Source organism: Hyphomicrobium denitrificans ATCC 51888, from assembly GCF_000143145.1.
GTDB classification, from domain to species: Bacteria; Pseudomonadota; Alphaproteobacteria; order Rhizobiales; family Hyphomicrobiaceae; genus Hyphomicrobium_B; species Hyphomicrobium_B denitrificans.
The window spans coordinates 599,854-620,084 of sequence record NC_014313.1; the positions used below are offsets into that span (position 1 = coordinate 599,854).

A 20,231-nucleotide genomic window follows, 5' to 3' on the forward strand; every position below is an offset into this window, starting at 1 on the left:
AGCGAGGCCGTATGGAGCTCGTATGCCCGGCAGGAACTCCGGCGACCCTGCGCGCGGCTGTGCAGGCGGGCGCTGATTCGGTCTATTGCGGCTTTCGCGACGAGACCAACGCGCGCAATTTTCCGGGGCTCAACTTCTCCGCGCAGGAGATGGCGGACGGCATCCGTTTCGCGCACGATCACGGCAGCAAGGTTCTGGTGGCGATCAATACGTTCGCGCGCGCGGAGAATACCGAGCCGTGGCGCAAGGCGGCGGACACCGCTGTCGCGAGCGGGGCGGATGCGGTCATCGCGGCCGATATCGCAGTGCTCGATCACATGTCGACGAACCATCCGGACACGCGCCTGCATCTTTCCGTGCAGGCTGCTGCAGCAACTCCGGAGGCCATCGGTTTTTATGCCGATGCGTTCGGTGTTCGACGCGTGGTGTTGCCGCGCGTGCTCTCGGTTCAGGAGATCGCGGCACTCAATCGCGCCATCGCCGTCGAGACGGAAGCCTTCGTCTTTGGCGGATTGTGCGTGATGGTCGAGGGGCGCTGCCATCTATCGTCCTATGCGACGGGCAAGTCACCGAACCTCAACGGCGTGTGCTCGCCGCCTGAGGCCGTCCATTATGTCGAAGACGCGAACGGGACGACTGCGCAGCTTTCAGGCTTCACGATCGATCGCTACGAGGCTGGTCAGCCGACGGGGTATCCGACCCTTTGCAAGGGACGGTTCAAGGCCAGCGGCAAGACGGGGCATCTGTTTGAAGATCCCGTCAGCCTGAATGCCGGTAGCATGATCGTCGCCTTTCGCGAGGCGGGCGTCAAAGCGCTGAAGATCGAAGGGCGGCAGCGAGGCAAGGGATACGTCAGCGAAGTCGTGCGCGCCTTCCGCAGGGCGGTCGATGCCGTCGAGCAAGGCGGTACGCCGACGGAAATCGATAGCATTCTCGCCAGCATGTCAGAGGGTGGCCGGCAGACGACCGGCGCCTATCGAAAGACATGGAGGTGATGCCCATGCCGCCAGTCGCGCTGACACTCGGTCCCGTGTTTTTTCATTGGCCGGCCGAAAGGCTCAGAGACTTTTATTTTCGCATTGCCGATGAGGCGCCGGTCGAACGTGTCCACGTCGGCGAAGTCGTCTGCGGCAAGCGAATGCCGTTCTCTGATCCGGTCTGGCCGGAGGTAATCGAGCGGCTGGAGCAGGCTGGGAAGGAAGTCGTGCTGTCGACGCTTGCGACGCCCATGACGGTGCGCGAGCGCCGGTCGATCGCTGATCTCTGCGGTGACGATCGCCTCGTCGAGATCAACGATTTGACGGCGTTGCCGGTCAGGTCGGGGCAGCCGTTCGTCGCCGGTCCGTTCATCAATGTGTACAATGGCGCGACGGCGCAGTTCCTCGTTCGTCGCGGAGCGCGGACGATCTGTCCGCCCGTCGAGCTGTCGCTCGCGCATATCGCCGCCATCGCACAGACGTGCTCCGACGTGGAGTTTGAGGTCTTCGCGTTCGGCCGTTTGCCGCTGGCGCTTTCGGGGCGTTGTTATCATGCGCGGCTGCACGGGTTGCACAAGGATTCCTGCCAGTTCACCTGCGAGCAAGACCCCGATGGGCTTCTCGTCGATACGCTCGACGATCAATCTTTTCTCGCAATCAACGGCGTGCAGACGATGTCGGCACAGGTTCATGCCGTGATGCAGCCGGCGAGCGAATTCCTTTCGCGCGGGATCCGGCGGCTCCGCCTTTCTCCGCACACATCCGACATGGTGCAAGTGGCGCGCATCTACAGATCCGTTCTTGATGGCGACGAAGAACCGGAGCGTGCGCGCACGCTGTTGTCGAACCTCGATTTGCCGGGAACGCTCGTCGACGGATATGCGCGCGGGCGAGCGGGCGCGGAGGCGGTCGCAACGCCATGACAGCCGACGGAAAGCTTTTGGCCCGCGGTGGGCGCAATGATGCGAAACAGCAATCCATTTCCATCGTACCAGCGGAATGTTTTCAGGAGATGACGGTGAAGACGGAATTGACCAAACGAGAACAGGATTGGAATCCGCGTTCTGACCTCGTGCTTTCAAATCAGATCAAGGCCTACGATGCGATGCGGCAGCGCTGCCCCGTCGCGTACAGCGATTATCTCGGCTGGTCCCTGTTCCGGCACGAAGATGTCGTGCGTGTGCTCGACGACCACGAAACGTTCAGCAGCGTCGTGTCGAGCCATCTCTCGGTTCCGAGCGGCATGGATCCGCCGGAGCATACGGCATACCGGAAATTGATCGACCGGCATTTCGAGCCTGCGCGCGTTGAGGCGTTCGAACCGCAGTGCCGGGCAATTTCACGGGATCTGGTGTCGCGCCTGCAGCGCAATGCCGAGATCGATCTGGTCGTCGATCTTGCGCGCCTATTCGCGGTGCGCATTCAGTGCGCATTTCTCGGCTGGCCGGATGAACTTCACGAACCGTTGCTGCAATGGGTGCGCAAGAATCACGAGGCGACGCTCGCCCGCGACGTCGAGGCGATGGCGGCCGTTGCGCTGGAGTTCGACGGATACATCACGGCCTTGCTCGATGCACGGCGCCAGGCTGGTGCGTCCGCGCCGGACGACATCACCACCGATCTGGTCCGGGAAAAGATAAACGGACGTCCGTTGAAGGACGACGAGATCGTAAGCATCCTGCGGAACTGGACGGTCGGCGAACTCGGCACCATCACGGCGTGCGTCGGCATTCTGGCTCATTATCTCGCAGAACATTCGCAGGTTCAGAAGCAGCTGCGTGCGAATTTGGATCAGCTGCCGGCCGCGATCGATGAGATCCTCAGAATCCATGCGCCGCTTATTTCCAACCGGCGCGTGGCGCATAGGCCGGTTGAAATCGATGGCCGCAAGATTGCAGCCGGCGAGCGCATCACGTTGATGTGGGCATCGGCAAATCGCGATGAGGCCGTCTTTGAGAACACGGACGAGCTTCGTCTCGACCGCGATCCGGAGCAAAATCTTCTCTATGGGCGCGGCATCCACGTCTGTCCGGGTGCAGGACTGTCGCGGCTGGAGTTGCGCGTGATCATGGAGGAGCTGTTACGGGCAACCGAGACTATGGCGTTCATTCCCGGCCGTCCGGCGACGCTCGCGGTCTATCCGGCAGGCGGGTTTGCGGCGTTGCCGATGCGGATAGCGTAGGTTGGGCATGCGGATCGTGACCGGAGTACGGTCACGGTCGAAATTTTAAAGTTGGAACGGGACGCGAAGGGGAAGTGGAAGCGTGCCGTTCTCATCACATTTTTAGACGCAGTACATTGATGAAGTTGGATTAGGCGGAAATACATGGAACACAACGATTGGCGGACCATCCGCGCGACACCGTTATTCAGTTCTCTATCGCAAGAGGTGACGGAGAGCATTGTCATCGGGCAAGGCGTGCGGACGTATGAGAAGGGCGCGCTGCTCTTTCAACAGGATTCGCCGTCGGACGCGTTCTTCGTCATTCTCGAAGGTTGGGTGAAGCTGTTTCGGATCACGCCGAATGGAACGGAAGCCATTGTCGGTGTTCTGAGACGCGGAGAGTCGTTCGGAGAGGCCGCGATTTTCATGGATCGGCAGTATCCCGTTGCGGCCGAGGTCGTGACGACGTCGCGGCTCCTGAAGGTTGACGGCGACAGCTTCCGGCGGCGCATTCGTGTCGAGCCGGATCTGGCGCTGGCGATCCTCGCGTCGCTATCGCAACATCTAAAGTTTCTTGTTGGGCACATCGAACAGATCAAAGTGCTCGATGCCTCGCAGCGGGTTGCGGATTTTCTCGTCGAACTCAGCGGTCAAACGCAGGGGTCGGCAGTGATCGTTTTGCCGTACGAGAAAGCGCTGATCGCCAAACGCCTCGGCATGACGCCGGAGAGCCTGTCGCGGGCATTGGCAAAGCTGCGGCCGTTCGGTATCTCTGTGCATCAGGAAAACGTGACGGTCGCGGACGTGGCTGCCTTGCGCAACCATGTCGCGATGGGGCGCAGTCATGCAGCAAACTCGTAACGGCGAGGCTGGAAGGGCCAGGCGCATGGCGATTGACATACCCGTACTCGCGGCCATCCGTGCGGCAGGCAAAACGCCCGTCGATGCGACGCTTGCCGAAGCCGCCGCGGTTCTCCGCTCATGGGGCGTGAACGTGCGCGGCATCGTGCAGGAAGAAGTTGACGGCGTCGACGGAGCGAAGCCGACCACGCAATTGCGCGACGTCTCGGATGGCTCGTTGATGCAGATTTCTCAGGATCTCGGGCCCAATGCTCGCGGCTGCCGCCTCGATCCCGGAGCGCTGGCGGAGGCGACGCGCCGGCTGGAAACGATCGTCGAAGGCGGTGCGGACCTTCTCATTCTCAACCGGTTCGGCCGGTCGGAGTCGGAGGGAACCGGACTCAGACCGATCATCGAGAACGCAATTCTCTCAGGCATTCCGGTGCTGATCGCGGTTCGCGACGAATACATTCCGGCGTGGGATATGTTCCACGAGGGAATGGCGACGTGGCTTCCCGCCGAGACGAATGCGGTTCTGGATTGGTACCGGACGACGGTCGCGAAGCCGTATACGGAAGCGCCCGCTGCGTGAGGCGCGATTGTGTTTGACGATTGCTTGCGGACGTCAGTCTGAGTTGCGTTTCAGCGGCTGCGCCGACAGTGTTTCCAGTTCGCGAAGCGCGTCGGCGGCTTTGTCCGCCTGATCGGCGATTTCATCGAACAGCAGCGCAAGTTCCTTGAACACGGAGATGTCGGTCTCGTTCTCGGTAATCTCGTCGATATCGGCGAGATACGAAATCTGATCCGCGATCAGATCTCGACGATGCCGCGCTTCCTTTAACGCGCTGCGCAACTGCCGCCGGGCCTCCAGAACCGAGAAGCGGTCGAGCGCCTGATCCAGTTTCGTGCGGCATTCGCAATCCAATTCTGCCGACGACAAAACGCGATGCAGCCGCAGGGAGAGATCGGAGCGGCGAGGAGATTTGACGGTCCTGGTCAATTTGCCATTCCCAATGTCGACGTCACGGACGTGAGCGTATTTAAGCCGGGCTCATCGTGGTCCGGGATAACATAAAGCAAGGAACCCGGATTGTTTCAGCGCAAGCGCGACCTTGGATGGCCCGTACCGACGGCAAATTGTGATCGCTCGCTTTATTCACCAAACCCAGAACAGAACGAACCATGCGGCGTTGGCGGGAAGCATGGCGCCGCAGAACGCGGCGAGCGCCGCAATTCGGCGTGCCGTACGGTCGGAATAGAGTCCGGTGATCTTCCAGCACAAAGTCGCGGACCATAGCGTCGCCAGTATCAGTATGCTTGCGCGCGCTTCGCTGACGTAGGGCAACATTATGCCGTCGGAACGGAGCTGCGTTACGGTCAGCGCCGACAGTCCGAGAAAGACTCCGGCGCCGGCGAGCGGGATCAAGGCCTGTGCCATGTGATGAAATCTGGCCGCTTTCCAGGAGCCCAAGCTCCGCGTCGCGAGTGCCAGCATCAGCGTGATCGCCCCGCCGCATGCGAGCGCGCCTGCGAAGATGTAGGCAATCAACAGCGCTCCATCGAGCAATGTCAGCACGTCGTTTTTCAAGGGGTAATTGGTCAACACCCACCACGGCGCCGTGGTGTCGAGCGGCCAGGTCACGTTGGCGGAAATCAAGTTCTGCGCGGCCCATTGTTTGATCGAAATCAGAAATGGGCTCGATGACCACTGGAACGCGCCGACGACGAGACCCATGAGGCCGAAGACGATGAGGATCGTTTCCCAGGGCTTGGGTGTTTGGCCCGCCACGTGGACGATTTCATTATTGGGCGAGCGGCGCGCCAGGCGGATTGCGCCGCGAAAGCCGCTGCAGCGGCCGCACATATGACATGCGGATGCGCCCCGCATGTTCTTCAGCGGCACGAGGGGCGCGCAGTTCACCGGACCGGGCCGGCAGCCTGCCGATTGAGACTGTCGCCACTGTTCCGGATCGACGTGAAAATGCAAAGGCGCGAGCTTGGCCAGAAGCGCGAACACGCCGCTGACGGGGCACAAGTAGCGGCACCAGACTCGCTTGTTGCGGCCATAGAGATAGCCGACGGCGGCTGCCGCTACGGTCGATCCGCCGAGAATGAGAAGCGTCGGCAGCGGGTATTGATAGACGCTGACCATCTGGCCGTAGATCGTGGTGATGGCAAAAGCGACGGTTGGCCAACCGGCCCATGTGATCCAGCGCGGCGTCGCTCTCGCCCGGCCGACGCTGCTTGCATATTCGGTGATCGCGCCTTCGGGGCAGAGCAACCCGCACCACATGCGTCCGACCAACGCCGTTCCTAAAATCACGAACGGCCACCAGATGCCCCAGAACGCGAATTGCGCGAAGCGCGTGACGTTGGTCCAAATGTAGGCTGCGTTATCGGGCAGGGGACGCAATACGGGAACGATGAGCAGGACGAGATAGATCGCGACGACGGTCCATTGCGTTTTGTGGATGGTTCGTTGATGACGCTGGAGCCAGTCGCCAAGGTGAGCCCAGACGTCCGGCTGCGCGGCGGCGAGAGCGGGTGCGCGGTCTCTTTCTGGTAGCGTGCAGGTCGTCATCGGGCCGTCTCCGCTGCGCGCGTGCGCGCCGGATGTCATCGTGCGATCGGTGCAAGCCGGTTGCGGCGACTGAGGCAACGATCGATAATTCAACGTCCGTGTCACGGGCTGACGGGTTCCCGCGCGATCAACTTGGCGGGTGGCGTGTCGAGATGGAAATCGTCGAAGAACTCGTACTCGCCTGGATCAAGGCGCCGGATGACAATGAACGATGACGCGCCGGCACCTAGAACTTTTTCCCGGCGCAACTCGTTGCTTTCGAACTCGACAGGCGTCGTTCCTTCGTTCTGTAGAATTAGCTTGAAGCGGCGGTTGGCCGGGACCTCGACGACGGGCGGATCTATTTTGCCGTCCGCGAATTTGATGGTGAAGACCTGGTCTTCCTCAGCCAACGCCGCGGCTCCGGAAAAGAGCGCCAGAAAAGCGAGCGACATCAGCCGGACTGGAAATGACATGGTGCTTAGGCCTTCTTTCCTGACATCCGCCTAATCCAGTGCAATCGATGCGCTGGACTAGGCGAACGAAACGCAATTCCGTCGATCGACGATCAGTACGCGCCCTTCTTGCCGGTGCCGGCGTAAGTGAACTCGTAGTCGACGCTGAACGGCGCGGCCCACGGGCCAACGCCGGTTTCCTTATCGACGTGGCGTCCAAAATGATCGGAGGTTTCAGCGCCGAGCGATTTGATCGTGAAGGTCAGTTTGTATTTTCCCGCGCCCATCAGCTTGACGTTGTCGCCGTAATGCGGGCCATCGCTCGCCACCATCGGCATGAATATGCCCGACGTGCGTTCGCCACCGTCGACCTTGACGAGCGTGTATTCGATTTTGAGGTTGGGAATCCAGTCGCCTTCAGCGAAGCCGTTCTTGTTGTCCGCCAAGGCGTGGATGTCGGCTTCGAGGTGGATGTCGGATTCGGCTGCGGCACGCATGATATGCGCAGGCTCCATCTCGATCGGCTGAAGATAGACGGCAGCGACTTCGATGCCGTTGGTCTTGTGCGGGCTGCCAATCGGGTATTCGGCGGCAAATACCGAGGGCGCGCTCAGCCCCAGCAATGCCATTGCCAGGGGGAGGATCGAACGTCGTGCCATGTTGGCTCCAATCTCGTGTGCGGTCTTGTCGAATAAGGCGCCACTCATCGGCCCATGGGGTCTGGCTGGCCGCGATATTCATTACTTATCTAGTAAACTTAGTTCTCGCGCTGCTTGACCCAGGACAAGAGAGATGCGTCCGGCTCCTGCGTCAGACTGCCTTGCTGTGCCTCTGGGCAGAGCGGTCGAGGTAGGAATCGAACGCTGCTGCAACAACACGGACGAGGTAGCGATGATCGTTCTCGATCCGGAGGATGTTGCCGTCCATTTGCGCCAGGCCCTCGTCGATGGCGCGCGAGAGCCTTTCGTTTCCACCAGTCAGCGCCGCGTGGTCGAGGCCATATCGGGAGCAGATGCCTGGAAGGTCAGCCTCGAAATCGCACATCAAGCGTTCGATGATCGCGGCACGGCCTCGGTCTTCGGACGTCAGGCTATAGCCTTTCGCGGTGGCGAGCCGGCCGTCGCGAACACGCGTCGAGTAGTTGCCGATCGCGGTTTCGTTTTGAACATAGCCTTGCTTAGTTTTTCCGATCGCGGATGCGCCGAAGCCGATCAGGGCTTCGCAATCATCCGACGTGTAGCCCTGGAAATTGCGGCGCAAGCGGTGCGATGCCTGAGCCACGCCGAGTTCGTCATCGGGAAGCGCGAAACAGTCGAGGCCGATCTGCTTATATCCGGCGTTGACCAGCGCGTCAGCGATCGCGACCGTCTGCTCGACCCGCTCGGCACTGTCGGGCAGTGTCTTCACGTCGATCAGGCGTTGATGCTTCTTGACGTCCGGCACGTGCGCATAGCCGAAGACCGCGAGGCGGTCCGGCTTCATGGTGAGGGCCGTTTTGACCGTCTCGATGCAGGACTGAACAGTCTGGTTCGGCAAGCCGTAGATCAGATCGAAGTTGATCCGGTTGATGCCAATGCGCCGGAGCGCCGCCACGGTTTGCGACGTGCATTCCACGCTCTGAATGCGATTGATGCTTTGCTGAACCTTCGGGTCGAACGTCTGCACGCCGATGCTGGCGCGATTGATTCCGCTGCCGCGCATCGCCGCCAGCATCTCGCGGGAGATGGTCCGCGGATCGATTTCAATTGCCAGCTCTGCATCGTCCACGATGTCGAATGCGTCGCGCAGCAAATGCACGAGCCCGATGAACTGTGCGGGTTTCATGATCGTCGGCGTGCCGCCGCCGAAATGGACGTATTTCACGCGCTGGCGGCGCCCGATTTGCGACGCGACCATTTCGATCTCGCGATGCAAGACGTCGAGGTAGTTGGCGACCGGCTCGTCGCGAGCGCTGATCGTGGTGTTGCAACCGCAGTACCAGCACATCGACCGGCAGTAGGGGATGTGAAGGTAAAGCGAGACCGGGTCGCGGGGTGCAAGCGCCGAAAGCCAGCCTGCGTAGACCGTCTCGTCAACGACGGGAGAGAAAAGCGGAGCGGTCGGATAGCTCGTATAGCGCGGTAGCCGGGCTTCGCCGTAAGCACGAAGGAGTGTCGATTGCAAAGCCCTTCTCCCGATTTCTGCGAAAACGGGAAGAATGCTACTCCGATCTGGCGCAGACTCTTTGCGCTAGGCCAACTGATTTTGGGCGTCAGGTGCGTCCGAATAGCCGTTGCGCCGGCTGTTAACTAGGCGCGTGCTCGCAATCGCATTCTGACGTCCAGACAATTCGCGATTGCCTATCAGCGGCCTATGGATTTCAGCCGTTCGTTCAGTCCGACCAATGCGATCAAGATGACGGCGGTAATAAGGGAAATGATGGTGCCGCCCGCCATCAGCAGGAGCACGAGCGCGCCTGAAAGTGAAAAAATACTGTCCATGAGTTCGCTCCATGAGTTCGTGACGGCGCCGGATCAACGTCCATCAGCCTGCGGCTAGATTTGTCCAACGAACATGGCGGTTGCGATCGCGATTGACAACAGGGCAGCGACGACCGCGCCCGTCTTCGGGATGGCGCCCTGGCGGTACATGAAGAAGATGAAAACCAGAAGGACGGGCGTGAGGGTGACAAGCCCCACCTGTTGCTCGTTCATTGCAATGATCCCGAAATGACATGGGCGCGAGAGGCCAGAACAGTTCCGGCGGTGTAGATCGCGAAGATCGCGCCGGAGAGCGCGATGAGATAGATGGCGAATAGCGCACGCCAGCCGCCGGGCGCGCTTCGAAGTCCGAGAAAGTGCTGCAGGATCGTCCAGGCTTTGACGCCCGCAACCGCCACCACGACCGCGACCTGCGCAAGGATCGGGATCGCGCCGTCCTGAACCGCGCCGGCCCACATTGAGATCAGGGTCAGCACCACCAGGACGATCCAAACCTTCACTAACGTCGCCATGTTCAGCGCACCAGATAGATGATGGGGTAGATCAGCACCCAGACCATATCGAGCATGTGCCAGAACGCGGCTCCGGTCTCCAGGTTCTCGATGCTGTCGGCGAAATAGACGATCGCGAAAATTATCAGCCCGAGGATGATGTGGGCTGCGTGAAATCCCGTGATCAGGAAATACAACTGAAAGAAGGTGTTCGTCTCGATGCCTATACCGGCAGCGATGAGGTCACCGTACTCGACGCCTTTTACGGCGATGAAGACTAGCCCTAGCGCCATCCCAGAGAGCAGGAGCAGGCGGGCATCGCGTCCCTCGCGTCTGTGCCAGATCGCCGCCGCCACCAGGAATCCGCTCGTGACCAGGACAAGCGTATTCAAACCGCCGAGCACGCGATGCAGATGATTTTGCGCGTCGGCGAACGTTGCGGGATCAAGCGTGCGCGCCACAGAGAAGCCCAGCAAAAGCGCGCCAAAGACAGCCAGTTCGCCCAGGATCAGGATCCACATCATGGGATTTCCGGGCAGGCCGTTAAGGGGTCCCCAATCCGCGGTTTGCGCTTCCGACGTTTGCTCCTCCGTCTCTCTATACGTCTGCGCCAATGTCATCCAATCCCGTGCGACTACCTGCGCCTATAATATGAATTTAAAATACCTCTTTATTGTCCGAGCGCAAAGAGGGGACCACTTGGCCTTTGATATTAAGCCCGCCGATGATCCCGGCATGCGTGTGTGCCGGGAGCGAGATCGGGACAAGGCTGGAGGAGACGAAGGGCAATGAGTGAGAGATTCACTAAGGCGGCTGCCCGCAATATTTTTTACGGGGGGTCAATTTTTTTCTTCATTATTTTCGTCGGTTTGACGGCGCAGACGGACTACTACATCCGAACGACGAGCACCGCGAGCGCTGAGCTTTCCGATAGCGTGCGGCGCGGCAAGCACGTCTGGGAAAAGAACTCCTGCATCAATTGTCACACCTTGCTTGGTGAGGGCGCTTACTTCGCACCCGAGCTTGGAAACGTCTGGGTGCGATACAACGGTCTCGAGGATCCGAAGGCGGCTCGCGAAGGGCTCTTTGCCTGGATGCACTCCCAGCCCAGCGGCGTCGAAGGCCGGCGGCAAATGCCCGACTTCAAGCTGAGCGATCAAGAAACCAATGATCTGATCGATTTCCTGGAATTCACCAGCCGCGTGAAAACGCAAGGCTGGCCGCCAAAGGCTTCAGGCTGAGGAGAAGCGAACAATGAAATATCCTACACAACGGGTCGCTTTGGCCTACTTCGTCTGCGCCATGGTTCTCTTCGGCGTTCAGATCATCGTCGGCGTCGTGGCCGGCACTGTGTACGTCTTGCCGAATTTCCTATCCGACGTCGTTCCCTTCAACATCCTGCGCATGATCCACACCAACGCGCTGATCGTGTGGCTGCTGATGGGCTTTTTCGGCTGCGGCTATTATCTCGTGCCGGAAGAAGCAGAGCGCGACATCGAAAGCCCGATGCTGGCCTACGTGCAGCTCGGTCTGTTGATGTTCGGGGCGCTTGCTGCGGTCGTGGGCTATCTCTTCGGCATTCATGAAGGCCGCGAGTTCCTCGAGCAGCCGCTGTGGATCAAGGGCGCAATCGTCGTGGTGGCGCTGATCTATCTCTACAATATTTCGATGACGATCATGAAAGGCCGCAAGACGGCGATCGGCAACGTGCTGCTGCTCGGCATGTGGGGCATCGCGGTGTTCTGGCTGTTTGCATTCTACAACCCCGGCAACATCGCACTCGACAAAGTCTACTGGTGGTACATCGTGCACCTTTGGGTCGAGGGCGTGTGGGAACTCGTGATGGCGTCCATCCTCGCGTTCCTATTGATCAAGATGACCGGCGTCGATCGCGAGGTGATCGAGAAGTGGCTCTACGCCATCGTTGGTCTGGCGCTGTTCTCGGGCGTGCTCGGCACCGGCCATCACTACTACTGGATCGGTGCGCCGGGATACTGGCAGTGGATCGGCAGCATCTTCTCGACCTTCGAAGTCGCGCCGTTCTTCGCGATGGTGATCTTCGCCTTCACGATGGTATGGAAAGGCCGCCGCGATCATCCGAACAAAGCAGCCATGCTGTGGTCGCTCGGCTGCACGGTCGGCGCATTCTTCGGCGCTGGCGTCTGGGGCTTCATGCACACGCTGTCGTTCGTCAACTACTACAGCCATGGAACGCAGGTTACGGCGGCGCACGGGCATCTCGCGTTCTTCGGCGCCTACGTGATGCTGAACCTCGCCATGATCACCTATGCGATGCCGTATCTCCGCAAGCGCGCGCCGTATAACCAGGTGCTCAACATGTGGAGCTTCTGGATCATGACGTCGGCCATGGCGTTCATGACCTTCACGCTGACGTTCGCGGGCGTCGTCCAGGTCCATCTGCAGCGCGTGCTCGGCATGAACTACATGGAAGTGCAGGATCAGCTGGCGCTGTTCTACTGGATGCGTCTCGGCGCCGGTGCCTTTGTTGCGATTGCCTGCGTGCTGTTCCTCTATTCGATCTTCGGACCGGTACGGGAAGAGAAGCCGGCTCGTATCGACATGCCGCTGCAGCCGGCGAACTAGGTTCGTAACACGAGGGATCATGGCATGTTGAAAAGTGTCAGTACGTCAGCGAAGCAAAAAGACTTGCCGTTCTATGCGCCGGTCGGTTCGGAATGCGAGATTTTCGAACACGCCTATCGCAATCGCCTGCCGGTTTTGCTCAAAGGACCGACGGGCTGCGGCAAGACACGTTTCGTTGCGTATATGGCGGCGCGGCTCGGCCGTCCGCTCTATACGGTGGCATGCCATGATGACCTGACTGCTGCGGATCTGACTGGCCGCTATCTGCTGAAAGGCGGCGACACAGTGTGGGTGGACGGGCCGTTGACGCGGGCCGTCCGCGAGGGCGCAATCTGCTATCTCGATGAGGTTGTGGAAGCGCGCAAGGACGTGACGGTCGTCCTGCATCCGGTAACCGACGACCGTCGCACGTTGCCGCTCGAGCGTACGGGCGAACTGCTGCAGGCGCCACCGGAGTTCATGCTGGTGGCGTCCTACAACCCAGGCTATCAGAACGTGCTCAAGACGCTGAAGCCGAGCACGCGGCAGCGTTTCCTTGCGATGGAATTTGGCTTCCCGACGCTCAATACCGAAGCCGACATCGTTGCGCACGAGAGCGGCCTGCCGCACGAGCGTTGCCTGCCGCTCGTTCGCGTCGCGCAGGCATTGCGCGGCTTGAAAGGACAGGACATTGAGGAAGGCGCATCGACGCGGCTCGTCGTCTATTGCGCGACGCTGATCCGCGCTGGCGTCGACTATGACACCGCTTTGCGCGTGGCGCTGATCGAGCCGCTGTCGGACGATCCCGAAATCGTCGATGGGCTGAAGCGCGTCGTGCAGATCGCGCTCGGGTAGTTCGCCATGCCGCTGTTCGAGCCGGAAGAAGCCTTCGGACAATATTGGCACCGTCTCGTCGGATCGTCGCGTTCCTATCGCGGCCATGCAGACGCGGCGGTCGCGCTGGATCCGATCCGTGTCCGGCTCGGATTGCTGTTCCGGGCCGGCGGCGGCGACGGCGCGATCCGCATCGTCGGCACTGCCGCTACGGCCTCAGGGCATCGGCTCAATCTCAAGCAGGCGCTGGGTCTCGGCACCGAGATGATCGAGCGTCCGACGCTCGACGCGAGCGCGCTGCGGCTGCCGGGAAGCGTCGATCTGTTTGCTCAATCGAAAGACAACGAAGCGCTTTACGAGTGGCTGGCCATCTGGTTTGCGCACGCCGCTCCGCCGCAGCAGGATGATGATCCGCTGCGCAACGACCTCTATTACCTGCGCTCCGCCTTACGGACGACGCGCAGGACGCTTGCAGCTTGGCCGGGCCTGCGGCCGGTCTACGATCGCCTTCGCCGCATGACATTGAACGAGCGGCCACGGCGCAATCTGCCGGGCGTCGAAGGGCAGATCGAAGCCGCGATCGTGCATGCGCTCAGTGAAACGGTTCCGGCGTCCGACGCGATTGTCGACGCGATTGCGGGACATGGCGAGATCAATCCGAGTCTCCGCTCGACGCGTGGCTATCGCACATTTCTCCCCGTTCCGCTGTGGGGCGACGTCAAGGCGGACGCGGCCGGCGCGAGCGGTCCGGATGCGGACGAGCCTGGCGGCGATTCGATCGCCGTCGATACAAAGCGCCGGACCGGCGTGCGCAAATCGACTGACCAAAGCGACCGCAACGATCCGCTGATGCTGCATCGCTTCGAAACGATCTTCAGCATCGCCGAGATGATCAACGTCAATCGCGATGTTGATGACGATGATGACGAGGGAGCGCGGCAGGCGCTGGAAGATACGCCGGAGTTGACGATCGGTTCGAACAAGAAGCGGCCGTCGGCGCGGCTGAAGATTGATCTCGATCTTGCGCCGCGCGAGATGGAGTCAACAGCTCTTGTCGCCGACCATACCTATCCGGAATGGGACTGGAAGCGGCAGGCTTACCGTCCCGACTACTGCCGGGTGATTGCCGGGCAGGCGTCGGAAGAGGGGGAGGACTGGTCGGCGGATGTGGTGACTCAGCGGAATATTCGCCACGTTCGCCGCCAGTTTGAAGCCTTGCGGCCGCGACGCCAGACGTTGCATGCCGAGCCTGACGGCGAGGAACTGGACCTGTCGATGCTGATCCGGTCCATCGCGGATCGAAAAGCCGGAGAGTCCGGCAGCGAACGCATCTTTACCGATGTGCGGCCCGCGGCGCGCGATCTGTCGGTTGCGGTGCTGATGGACGTGTCGCTGTCGACCGACGCGTGGATGCAGGAGCGGCGCGTCCTCGATGTCGAGAAGGGTGCGCTTCTCGCGTTGACGCACGGTTTGACGGCGTGCGGCGATGAGCATGCGATCTACACCTTTACGTCGCGCCGTCGCACCAACGTGACGGTGACGACGCTCAAAGGCTACGATGAGGCGCTCGATCAACGCATCGCGCGCAGGATTTCAGCGTTGAAGCCCGGACAATACACGCGGATCGGTGCCGCAGTCCGGCATGTCACGAGCGAACTCGTGAAGCGTCCGCAGCGGCATCGTCTGCTGCTTCTTCTGACCGACGGCAAGCCGAATGATGTCGATCACTACGAAGGTCGGTTCGGGATCGAGGATACGCGGATGGCGATCCGCGAGGCGCGCAAGGCCGGGCTGCGCGTGTTCGGCGTGACCATCGACGAGAATGCGCGAGATTATTTTCCGCATATCTTCGGACGCGGCGCCTTTGCCATCGTGCGCGACATCGCGCGTTTGCCCGCGGCGCTGCCTGCGATTTATCGCCAGCTCACGACATAGCGCGAACGGTCTCGCCCGTTGCATTGCCTAGCGGTGCTGTCGCATCTGCCTGATATTTATCAACGTGGCGGTTTTCGGCGGCGCTAGCTTCGGACTACATTCGAGTCGGTTCGCAATGCTTGAGGGACTATGCGCATCTCGTGGTCTGCCGCTGCTGTGTTGCCGCTTGCCGCGATGATGGTCGCTGGTTCAGTCGTCGCGAAAGACCGCGCGCCCGGCAAGGGAGATCAGCGCGAAGCGGTTATGCTCAACCGTGAGGAGGCACAGGAACTTCTTGCGGGCATGAGGACGTATCTGGAGACCATCCAGGATATCGTCTCGGCTCTCGCCGACAACAAAACCGCGCGTGTGCCGAAGATTGCGGCGCGTTCGGGCAACAAGATGCTGAGCGGCATCAATCCGATGACCGGTCTCAAAGCGCCAGTCGGGTTCACGATGATGAGCCTCGATACGCACGACAAGTTCGACAAGCTTGCGGAGAAGGCGGGGCGCGGAGCATCGCGCACCGAGGTGCTGACGGATCTCGCCGATATTCTCAACAACTGCAGTGGCTGTCACGCGGCCTACAAGCTGGCGCGGTGACCGAACGATCCGGTGACGCGAGGCCGGCGCCGATGTGACGCCAGCCTCCGGGATGCAATCAGAACGTAACAGTGACGCCGGCATTGAATGACCGGCCTTGGCCGGGAACCGGCGAGATCAATCCCACGCGTCCTCCGGCGCTGTAGTCGGCCCAATCGACGCCGCCGAGCGGTGCGTAGTAGAGCTTGTCGAACAGATTGTTGATGCCGAGATCGAGCCGCACGTTTTCCCACTGGTAGCTCGATCGCAAATCGACGAGCGCGTATCCAGGCGTCGTCGGTTCGTTGCGCAGCTCGTTGACGTCGGTCTTGGCGTTCACCATCGTCACCTGGACGGCGTTCGTCCAATTGCCGAGCTGATGATTGAGGGTCATCTGCGCGTTGATCGGCATCATGTGGTAGAGCGTGTCGCCGGTGTCGAGGTTCTCGCCGTTCACGTAGCCGATCAGCCCAGAGAGCCCGAACAAGCCGAACCTCTCGCTGTTCCAGAGATCGACGCTGCCGGAGACGTTGACGCCGTACAATTGTGCGTCGTGGTTTGCAAAGCGCAGTGTCACGAACTTGGAGGACGGCATCATGCCGCCGCCCATGCCGCCACCACCCATACCTCCACCCATGCCCATTCCGCCCTGCGTCTTGACGTAGTCGGCGTCGATGTAGTCCTGCGCATAGGTGTAGTAGGGCGTGATCTTGATATCCCACGCGTGGCGCTGATGATCGTGCCAACCTGCGGTCACGCTGAAGGTGTTGGCGACTTCGGGTTTCAGGTCGAGGTTGCCGACGTAGCCGTTGGCGTCGCCATACCAGCCGATCATGTTGGCCGCCATGTCGCCGGTGCTCCAGGCATAGCGCTCATAGAAATTCGGCGAGCGCGTCTTGCGGGCATAGCCGAATTCGTAGGTTTCCATCGCTGTCGGCTGGTAACGCGCCAACGCGGTAACGTCGAAATTCGCGTCCGTCTTCTGGTGATTGCGGGCGTTGAAGGCGGCGGCATCGGCGGCGTACATCATGCTGTAGCCTGCGACGTCGCCGGTATCCATCCACACCATGTCGTTACGAACGCCAAGCAGCGTGCTCCATGCGCTGTCCCAGCGATGCTCCCACTCGACGAACGTTCCGAGGCGCTGGCGCGTGCCGTTATTGATGTTGATGAAGTCGTTCGGCCCCATCATCGGCTCCGTGCCGGCGACAGGCGGCCACCAGTCGTTGAGCGTCACACGATGGAACTCGTTGCCGACGCGGAGAACGTCTGCCGTCGTCAGAGGAATCTCAGCCTTTATTGAATAGCCGGCATCCGTGCCTTCGGAGTTCATCGGCATCTTGCCGCTTTTGTCGGCGAGCATGTCCATGCGGTGGTCGGTCTTTTGATAGAACGCTCGGACGTCGAGATTTCCCCAATCGAAATGCGTCAGATACCGCGCGTTGAAGAGCCAGGCGGTGTTGTCGACCATGTCCATGCGCTGGTTGACATAGCCCTGGTAGGGGATGTGGGCGTAGATCCCCTGCATCGTGAAGACATCGGCGCCGTTCTTGATGCCCAGCGTCACGGCGTGATTCTGCGCTTCATAGAGGGTCGAGCGAACGATCGGGCCGTCGTCTCCGCGCCAGTAGTCGTTGGCTTTGTTCCAGGCGCCCGAGTACCCCAGGCTGACGTTCTGCGTCGCGGCTTCGGCGTGCGCGGCGGTGCTGACGCTATCGCCGTTACTCCGGTAGAATGTCGACAGGCTTCCCGACGTTCGCACGCCGTCGCCAACGTCGGCAAAGCGCGGAGGCACGGATTCGACGACGATCGTTCCGCCGAGGCTGTCGCCGCCTTTGCTGACGGGCGTCACGCCCGCGATGACGTCGGCGACCGCGACCTGCGACGGGTCGATGTACGACAGCGGCGGGTTCATGTGGTTGGTGCAGGCCGATGTCACGGCCATGCCGTTGATCAAAATCTTGACGCGGTCGTCATTCAGTCCGTTGATCGAGGGCAGGCCCGAAATGCCGCCCGACTGGAAGATACTGACGCCCGGAGCTTTCGTCAGAAGCTGCGCGGTGTCGCTCGTCCCGGGAAGCTGAGACTGAATGGCCTTGCCGGAAATGCGAGTCGTGCTGAGCGGCACCGCGAGGCCGCGTGTGCCGGTGCCTGTGTCAAATTCCGAGGCTGCGTGCGACTGCTCGTGCGATGCGTGCTGCGGTTCGTTCGGCACTGACGGCGTTGGCGCCGGGTTCTGGCTCGCGACCGATTTGGCTTTGGGTTTCTTCGCCTTCGACACGTTGTGCTGGCGATGCTGATGCGCCTGCTGCTGAACAACGACGTCCGGCAACTCGGCACTGACTGCGGTTTCCTGAGCGAGTGCGCGTGCACTCAAGGCATATGGCGTGATCGCCATCACAGCGGTTGCACACAGCAACCGGGCTTTCAAATCGATGGACATGGTACGATTCCCCCGTCGACGAGGCATGCGTAAGCGCAGCCAATCGCCGGTATTCAGATTTCGCTGGTTTATGGTGGAAGTGATCGCGAGATGGCTGCGATCAGAGCGCGTTCAGCGAAGGGGGACCACGGTTGCGCGTATCGATCGTGAAATCGATGGCGAGAAGCGCGATCGTTGCGGCGCGGATGGTCTGGCCGATATCCTTGGTCGGGCGGACGATCGGAGGCGTCGCGGTGATCGCGAGATGAAACGCTGCCAAGCCTTTACAGAACGGACAATCGGTCGAGTCCTGACCGCTCGAGTTCTGCTCGGGCGCGGAATGCGTGGAAGCGGAATGGTGTGATTTGCCGGTATGGCAAATGAGATCGGCGAGATTACCGATATCGATAGCGCGGAGGGTTTGCCGCAGCTCGGAGACAAAGTGATTAGGGACGAGCGCGATATAGAAAAGCACGCCCAGCAGCGCGATCGCTGCTGAGAACGTTGAGCGCCTTTTCCCCCCTGTGCGCGTCACGTCTACCCCTGTGTTCGTCTCCGCGACGAAACCTTTGTCGTCGTTGCCGGGTCCCGTGTTCCGGCAGCGCGTTACTCGACTTCTATGCGTCGGCGCGTGCTCGGACCTTGTTGAAGGTCAATCTGCACGCGTGACGGTTCGATGCAGGCGTGCGTGATGCTCGCATGCCGGCTGCGCGGAAATGCTAACTTCGGTTTTGCGGAAAATCAATGGCTTCTGAAGCTATCTCAGAATGACTCTAATGTGGAGTTGGGCCTGTGGATACTGGGCTTGCGCTTGGCCAGACATAGCCGCCGCCGATGACGATCTGGTGTGATGTCAGACTCGTTTGCAGCGTTCCTTCTGGCGGCGTCGTGCCGGTGCGCCAGCGTGTGAATTGCCGCCAAAGATCGCCGGGCATTTCGGTCAAGCCAGAGAACGGTTCGATGAACCAGCGCGGCAGCCAATCGGATTTCAAATCTTTCAGCGACCATGATTTGCCACCGGTCAGCGCGGCTTCGAGCGCCGACCAGACGAATTTGTATTCGACGTAATAGGAGCCGCGTCCGATGCGTAATTCGAGCCCGGCGAGAAATTGAATTGCGGGGCCTGCATACTGATACTCATTTGTTCGTTTCGCGGGAGGCTCACCGGCAAACCATGCCTCGACGTGCGGCACGGCGGCGCCAAGTCCGATGCCAACGTAGGGGCGCAGCTTGGCCGTGACCGGCGCGAGGCGCACGAGACCCGACGCATAGAGAACGTTGTGGCCGTGCGTGAACTCAAGACGATCGAACAGATCCGTCAAATGCAGCGGCGAAGGAGCGGGCGCGCCTTTGAGTGTGCCGGTCGTCTCTACGTCCTCGACAACGCCATTCTTGATCTTGCGTCCATGCGCACCTTTGCCGAGGCGGGCGATGGCTTTGCTGTGCATGAAGTCGATCATGGTTCCAAACGAACCGGCCCAGCGGATGACGCGGGCTCCGCCATCGATCGGGAAGTAGAAGGTGTCGCCGTCCCAGCTCATGTTCTTGAGCGTGAGATCCGTGCCGTTCGGCCTTTGAATATGCACGTCGCTCTGATGATAGTATGGCGCGCTGAGATATCCGCTTGCGACAGTTTCCCTGGAGTTGAACCACGATGAGGCGGTGGCTGGTACGGCAGCGTTCCCGGCGGAGTCATTGTCGCGATCGCCCGTGAACGATGATGAAAGCATGATCGCGCTGAGCATGATGATGGCGCCTGCGGCCGCCATCCTGTCGATCATCGTCGAAAGGTTCTGCGGCGGGGTGAGATCGGAAATCGCGTTCCTGGCCGTCAACGACGCTGTCATGCTTGCCCGTCTCTGAAATGAGTTCCTCAACCGGCGTCGGATCGCACAGTGCGCAGTTCCGGCCCCTCGCAGGCGCCGACGT

At 60.8% G+C, this 20,231-nt stretch carries 22 protein-coding genes; 10 read left to right on the forward strand and 12 right to left on the reverse strand.

The window, feature by feature from the left end; translation table 11 throughout:
* The first annotated feature begins 11 nt into the window (after positions 1–11).
* From ubiU to HDEN_RS02800, 5 genes are all read left to right on the forward strand, one after another.
* The gene (ubiU, locus tag HDEN_RS02780) at positions 12–995 is read left to right on the forward strand and encodes a ubiquinone anaerobic biosynthesis protein UbiU (protein ID WP_041921508.1); all 984 of its coding nucleotides are present in this window, start codon (positions 12–14) and stop codon (positions 993–995) included.
* Positions 996–1,000: 5 nt separating this feature from the next.
* The gene (gene ubiV / locus HDEN_RS02785) at positions 1,001–1,900 is read left to right on the forward strand and encodes a ubiquinone anaerobic biosynthesis protein UbiV (RefSeq protein ID WP_013214606.1); all 900 of its coding nucleotides are present in this window, start codon (positions 1,001–1,003) and stop codon (positions 1,898–1,900) included.
* Between the two features lie 89 nt (positions 1,901–1,989).
* On the forward strand, positions 1,990–3,159 hold the full coding sequence (locus HDEN_RS02790; protein ID WP_041921790.1) for a cytochrome P450: 1,170 nt from the start codon (positions 1,990–1,992) through the stop codon (positions 3,157–3,159).
* 144 nt (positions 3,160–3,303) lie between these two features.
* On the forward strand, positions 3,304–4,002 hold the full coding sequence (locus tag HDEN_RS02795) for a Crp/Fnr family transcriptional regulator (protein WP_013214608.1): 699 nt from the start codon (positions 3,304–3,306) through the stop codon (positions 4,000–4,002).
* A 25-nt stretch (positions 4,003–4,027) separates the two neighbouring features.
* Positions 4,028–4,573, forward strand: a complete 546-nt coding sequence (locus HDEN_RS02800) for a DUF2478 domain-containing protein (protein ID WP_013214609.1) — start codon at positions 4,028–4,030, stop codon at positions 4,571–4,573.
* 33 nt (positions 4,574–4,606) lie between these two features.
* Here the strand turns inward: HDEN_RS02800 and HDEN_RS02805 are convergent, their stop codons facing one another.
* The 9 genes from HDEN_RS02805 to HDEN_RS02835 form a co-directional block, all read right to left on the reverse strand.
* Entirely contained in the window at positions 4,607–4,981 is a 375-nt protein-coding gene (locus tag HDEN_RS02805; protein ID WP_013214610.1) for a hypothetical protein, read from the reverse strand.
* Positions 4,982–5,137: 156 nt separating this feature from the next.
* Complete coding sequence (locus tag HDEN_RS02810) at positions 5,138–6,562, reverse strand: 4Fe-4S binding protein (RefSeq protein WP_013214611.1); 1,425 nt, start codon at positions 6,560–6,562, stop codon at positions 5,138–5,140.
* A 101-nt stretch (positions 6,563–6,663) separates the two neighbouring features.
* On the reverse strand, positions 6,664–7,017 hold the full coding sequence (locus HDEN_RS02815) for a cupredoxin domain-containing protein (RefSeq protein WP_013214612.1): 354 nt from the start codon (positions 7,015–7,017) through the stop codon (positions 6,664–6,666).
* Between the two features lie 92 nt (positions 7,018–7,109).
* The gene (locus HDEN_RS02820) at positions 7,110–7,655 is read right to left on the reverse strand and encodes an iron transporter (protein WP_013214613.1); all 546 of its coding nucleotides are present in this window, start codon (positions 7,653–7,655) and stop codon (positions 7,110–7,112) included.
* 151 nt (positions 7,656–7,806) lie between these two features.
* Positions 7,807–9,159: an oxygen-independent coproporphyrinogen III oxidase gene (hemN, locus tag HDEN_RS02825; protein WP_013214614.1), complete on the reverse strand. Its 1,353-nt coding sequence runs from the start codon at positions 9,157–9,159 to the stop codon at positions 7,807–7,809.
* Between the two features lie 179 nt (positions 9,160–9,338).
* Entirely contained in the window at positions 9,339–9,476 is a 138-nt protein-coding gene (locus tag HDEN_RS18265) for a hypothetical protein (protein ID WP_013214615.1), read from the reverse strand.
* A gap of 54 nt (positions 9,477–9,530) precedes the next feature.
* The gene (locus HDEN_RS18270) at positions 9,531–9,689 is read right to left on the reverse strand and encodes a hypothetical protein (protein WP_013214616.1); all 159 of its coding nucleotides are present in this window, start codon (positions 9,687–9,689) and stop codon (positions 9,531–9,533) included.
* Entirely contained in the window at positions 9,686–9,988 is a 303-nt protein-coding gene (locus HDEN_RS02830; protein WP_013214617.1) for a cytochrome C oxidase subunit IV family protein, read from the reverse strand. The genes HDEN_RS18270 and HDEN_RS02830 overlap by 4 nt, the downstream gene beginning before the upstream one ends.
* Before the next feature lie 2 nt (positions 9,989–9,990).
* Entirely contained in the window at positions 9,991–10,587 is a 597-nt protein-coding gene (locus HDEN_RS02835; RefSeq protein WP_013214618.1) for a cytochrome c oxidase subunit 3, read from the reverse strand.
* 168 nt (positions 10,588–10,755) lie between these two features.
* Between HDEN_RS02835 and HDEN_RS02840 the strand changes: the two genes are divergently transcribed.
* The 5 genes from HDEN_RS02840 to HDEN_RS02860 all read left to right on the forward strand — a co-directional run bounded on the left by HDEN_RS02840 (position 10,756) and on the right by HDEN_RS02860 (position 15,901).
* A complete protein-coding gene (locus HDEN_RS02840) occupies positions 10,756–11,208 on the forward strand; it encodes a c-type cytochrome (protein WP_013214619.1) in 453 nt (150 codons plus the stop codon).
* A 13-nt stretch (positions 11,209–11,221) separates the two neighbouring features.
* A complete protein-coding gene (locus tag HDEN_RS02845) occupies positions 11,222–12,571 on the forward strand; it encodes a cbb3-type cytochrome c oxidase subunit I (protein WP_013214620.1) in 1,350 nt (449 codons plus the stop codon).
* Positions 12,572–12,595: 24 nt separating this feature from the next.
* Entirely contained in the window at positions 12,596–13,405 is an 810-nt protein-coding gene (locus tag HDEN_RS02850; protein ID WP_013214621.1) for a CbbQ/NirQ/NorQ/GpvN family protein, read from the forward strand.
* Positions 13,406–13,411: 6 nt separating this feature from the next.
* Entirely contained in the window at positions 13,412–15,319 is a 1,908-nt protein-coding gene (locus HDEN_RS02855) for a nitric oxide reductase activation protein NorD (RefSeq protein ID WP_013214622.1), read from the forward strand.
* Positions 15,320–15,448: 129 nt separating this feature from the next.
* Positions 15,449–15,901 carry a hypothetical protein gene (locus HDEN_RS02860; RefSeq protein WP_013214623.1) on the forward strand — a complete coding sequence of 151 codons (453 nt, stop codon included), beginning with the start codon at positions 15,449–15,451 and terminating at the stop codon, positions 15,899–15,901.
* Positions 15,902–15,959: 58 nt separating this feature from the next.
* On the opposite strand, the gene HDEN_RS02865 is transcribed toward HDEN_RS02860, so the two are convergent.
* The 3 genes from HDEN_RS02865 to HDEN_RS02875 form a co-directional block, all read right to left on the reverse strand.
* Positions 15,960–18,323: a TonB-dependent receptor gene (locus tag HDEN_RS02865; protein WP_013214624.1), complete on the reverse strand. Its 2,364-nt coding sequence runs from the start codon at positions 18,321–18,323 to the stop codon at positions 15,960–15,962.
* Between the two features lie 100 nt (positions 18,324–18,423).
* Positions 18,424–18,837: a DUF2946 domain-containing protein gene (locus HDEN_RS02870; protein ID WP_013214625.1), complete on the reverse strand. Its 414-nt coding sequence runs from the start codon at positions 18,835–18,837 to the stop codon at positions 18,424–18,426.
* 238 nt (positions 18,838–19,075) lie between these two features.
* Positions 19,076–20,149, reverse strand: a complete 1,074-nt coding sequence (locus HDEN_RS02875; protein WP_013214626.1) for a hypothetical protein — start codon at positions 20,147–20,149, stop codon at positions 19,076–19,078.
* Positions 20,150–20,231 lie beyond the last annotated feature (82 nt).

Coding starts and splice junctions, on each gene's coding strand:
- ubiU (WP_041921508.1), top strand. CDS start 12: ATGGAGCTCGTATGCCCGGCAGGAACTCCGGCGACCCTGCGCGCGGCT.
- ubiV (WP_013214606.1), top strand. CDS start 1,001: ATGCCGCCAGTCGCGCTGACACTCGGTCCCGTGTTTTTTCATTGGCCG.
- HDEN_RS02790 (WP_041921790.1), top strand. CDS start 1,990: ATGACGGTGAAGACGGAATTGACCAAACGAGAACAGGATTGGAATCCG.
- HDEN_RS02795 (WP_013214608.1), top strand. CDS start 3,304: ATGGAACACAACGATTGGCGGACCATCCGCGCGACACCGTTATTCAGT.
- HDEN_RS02800 (WP_013214609.1), top strand. CDS start 4,028: ATGGCGATTGACATACCCGTACTCGCGGCCATCCGTGCGGCAGGCAAA.
- HDEN_RS02810 (WP_013214611.1), bottom strand. CDS start 6,562: ATGACGACCTGCACGCTACCAGAAAGAGACCGCGCACCCGCTCTCGCC.
- HDEN_RS02815 (WP_013214612.1), bottom strand. CDS start 7,017: ATGTCATTTCCAGTCCGGCTGATGTCGCTCGCTTTTCTGGCGCTCTTT.
- HDEN_RS02820 (WP_013214613.1), bottom strand. CDS start 7,655: ATGGCACGACGTTCGATCCTCCCCCTGGCAATGGCATTGCTGGGGCTG.
- HDEN_RS18265 (WP_013214615.1), bottom strand. CDS start 9,476: ATGGACAGTATTTTTTCACTTTCAGGCGCGCTCGTGCTCCTGCTGATG.
- HDEN_RS18270 (WP_013214616.1), bottom strand. CDS start 9,689: ATGAACGAGCAACAGGTGGGGCTTGTCACCCTCACGCCCGTCCTTCTG.
- HDEN_RS02830 (WP_013214617.1), bottom strand. CDS start 9,988: ATGGCGACGTTAGTGAAGGTTTGGATCGTCCTGGTGGTGCTGACCCTG.
- HDEN_RS02835 (WP_013214618.1), bottom strand. CDS start 10,587: ATGACATTGGCGCAGACGTATAGAGAGACGGAGGAGCAAACGTCGGAA.
- HDEN_RS02840 (WP_013214619.1), top strand. CDS start 10,756: ATGAGTGAGAGATTCACTAAGGCGGCTGCCCGCAATATTTTTTACGGG.
- HDEN_RS02845 (WP_013214620.1), top strand. CDS start 11,222: ATGAAATATCCTACACAACGGGTCGCTTTGGCCTACTTCGTCTGCGCC.
- HDEN_RS02850 (WP_013214621.1), top strand. CDS start 12,596: ATGTTGAAAAGTGTCAGTACGTCAGCGAAGCAAAAAGACTTGCCGTTC.
- HDEN_RS02855 (WP_013214622.1), top strand. CDS start 13,412: ATGCCGCTGTTCGAGCCGGAAGAAGCCTTCGGACAATATTGGCACCGT.
- HDEN_RS02860 (WP_013214623.1), top strand. CDS start 15,449: ATGCGCATCTCGTGGTCTGCCGCTGCTGTGTTGCCGCTTGCCGCGATG.
- HDEN_RS02865 (WP_013214624.1), bottom strand. CDS start 18,323: ATGTCCATCGATTTGAAAGCCCGGTTGCTGTGTGCAACCGCTGTGATG.
- HDEN_RS02875 (WP_013214626.1), bottom strand. CDS start 20,149: ATGACAGCGTCGTTGACGGCCAGGAACGCGATTTCCGATCTCACCCCG.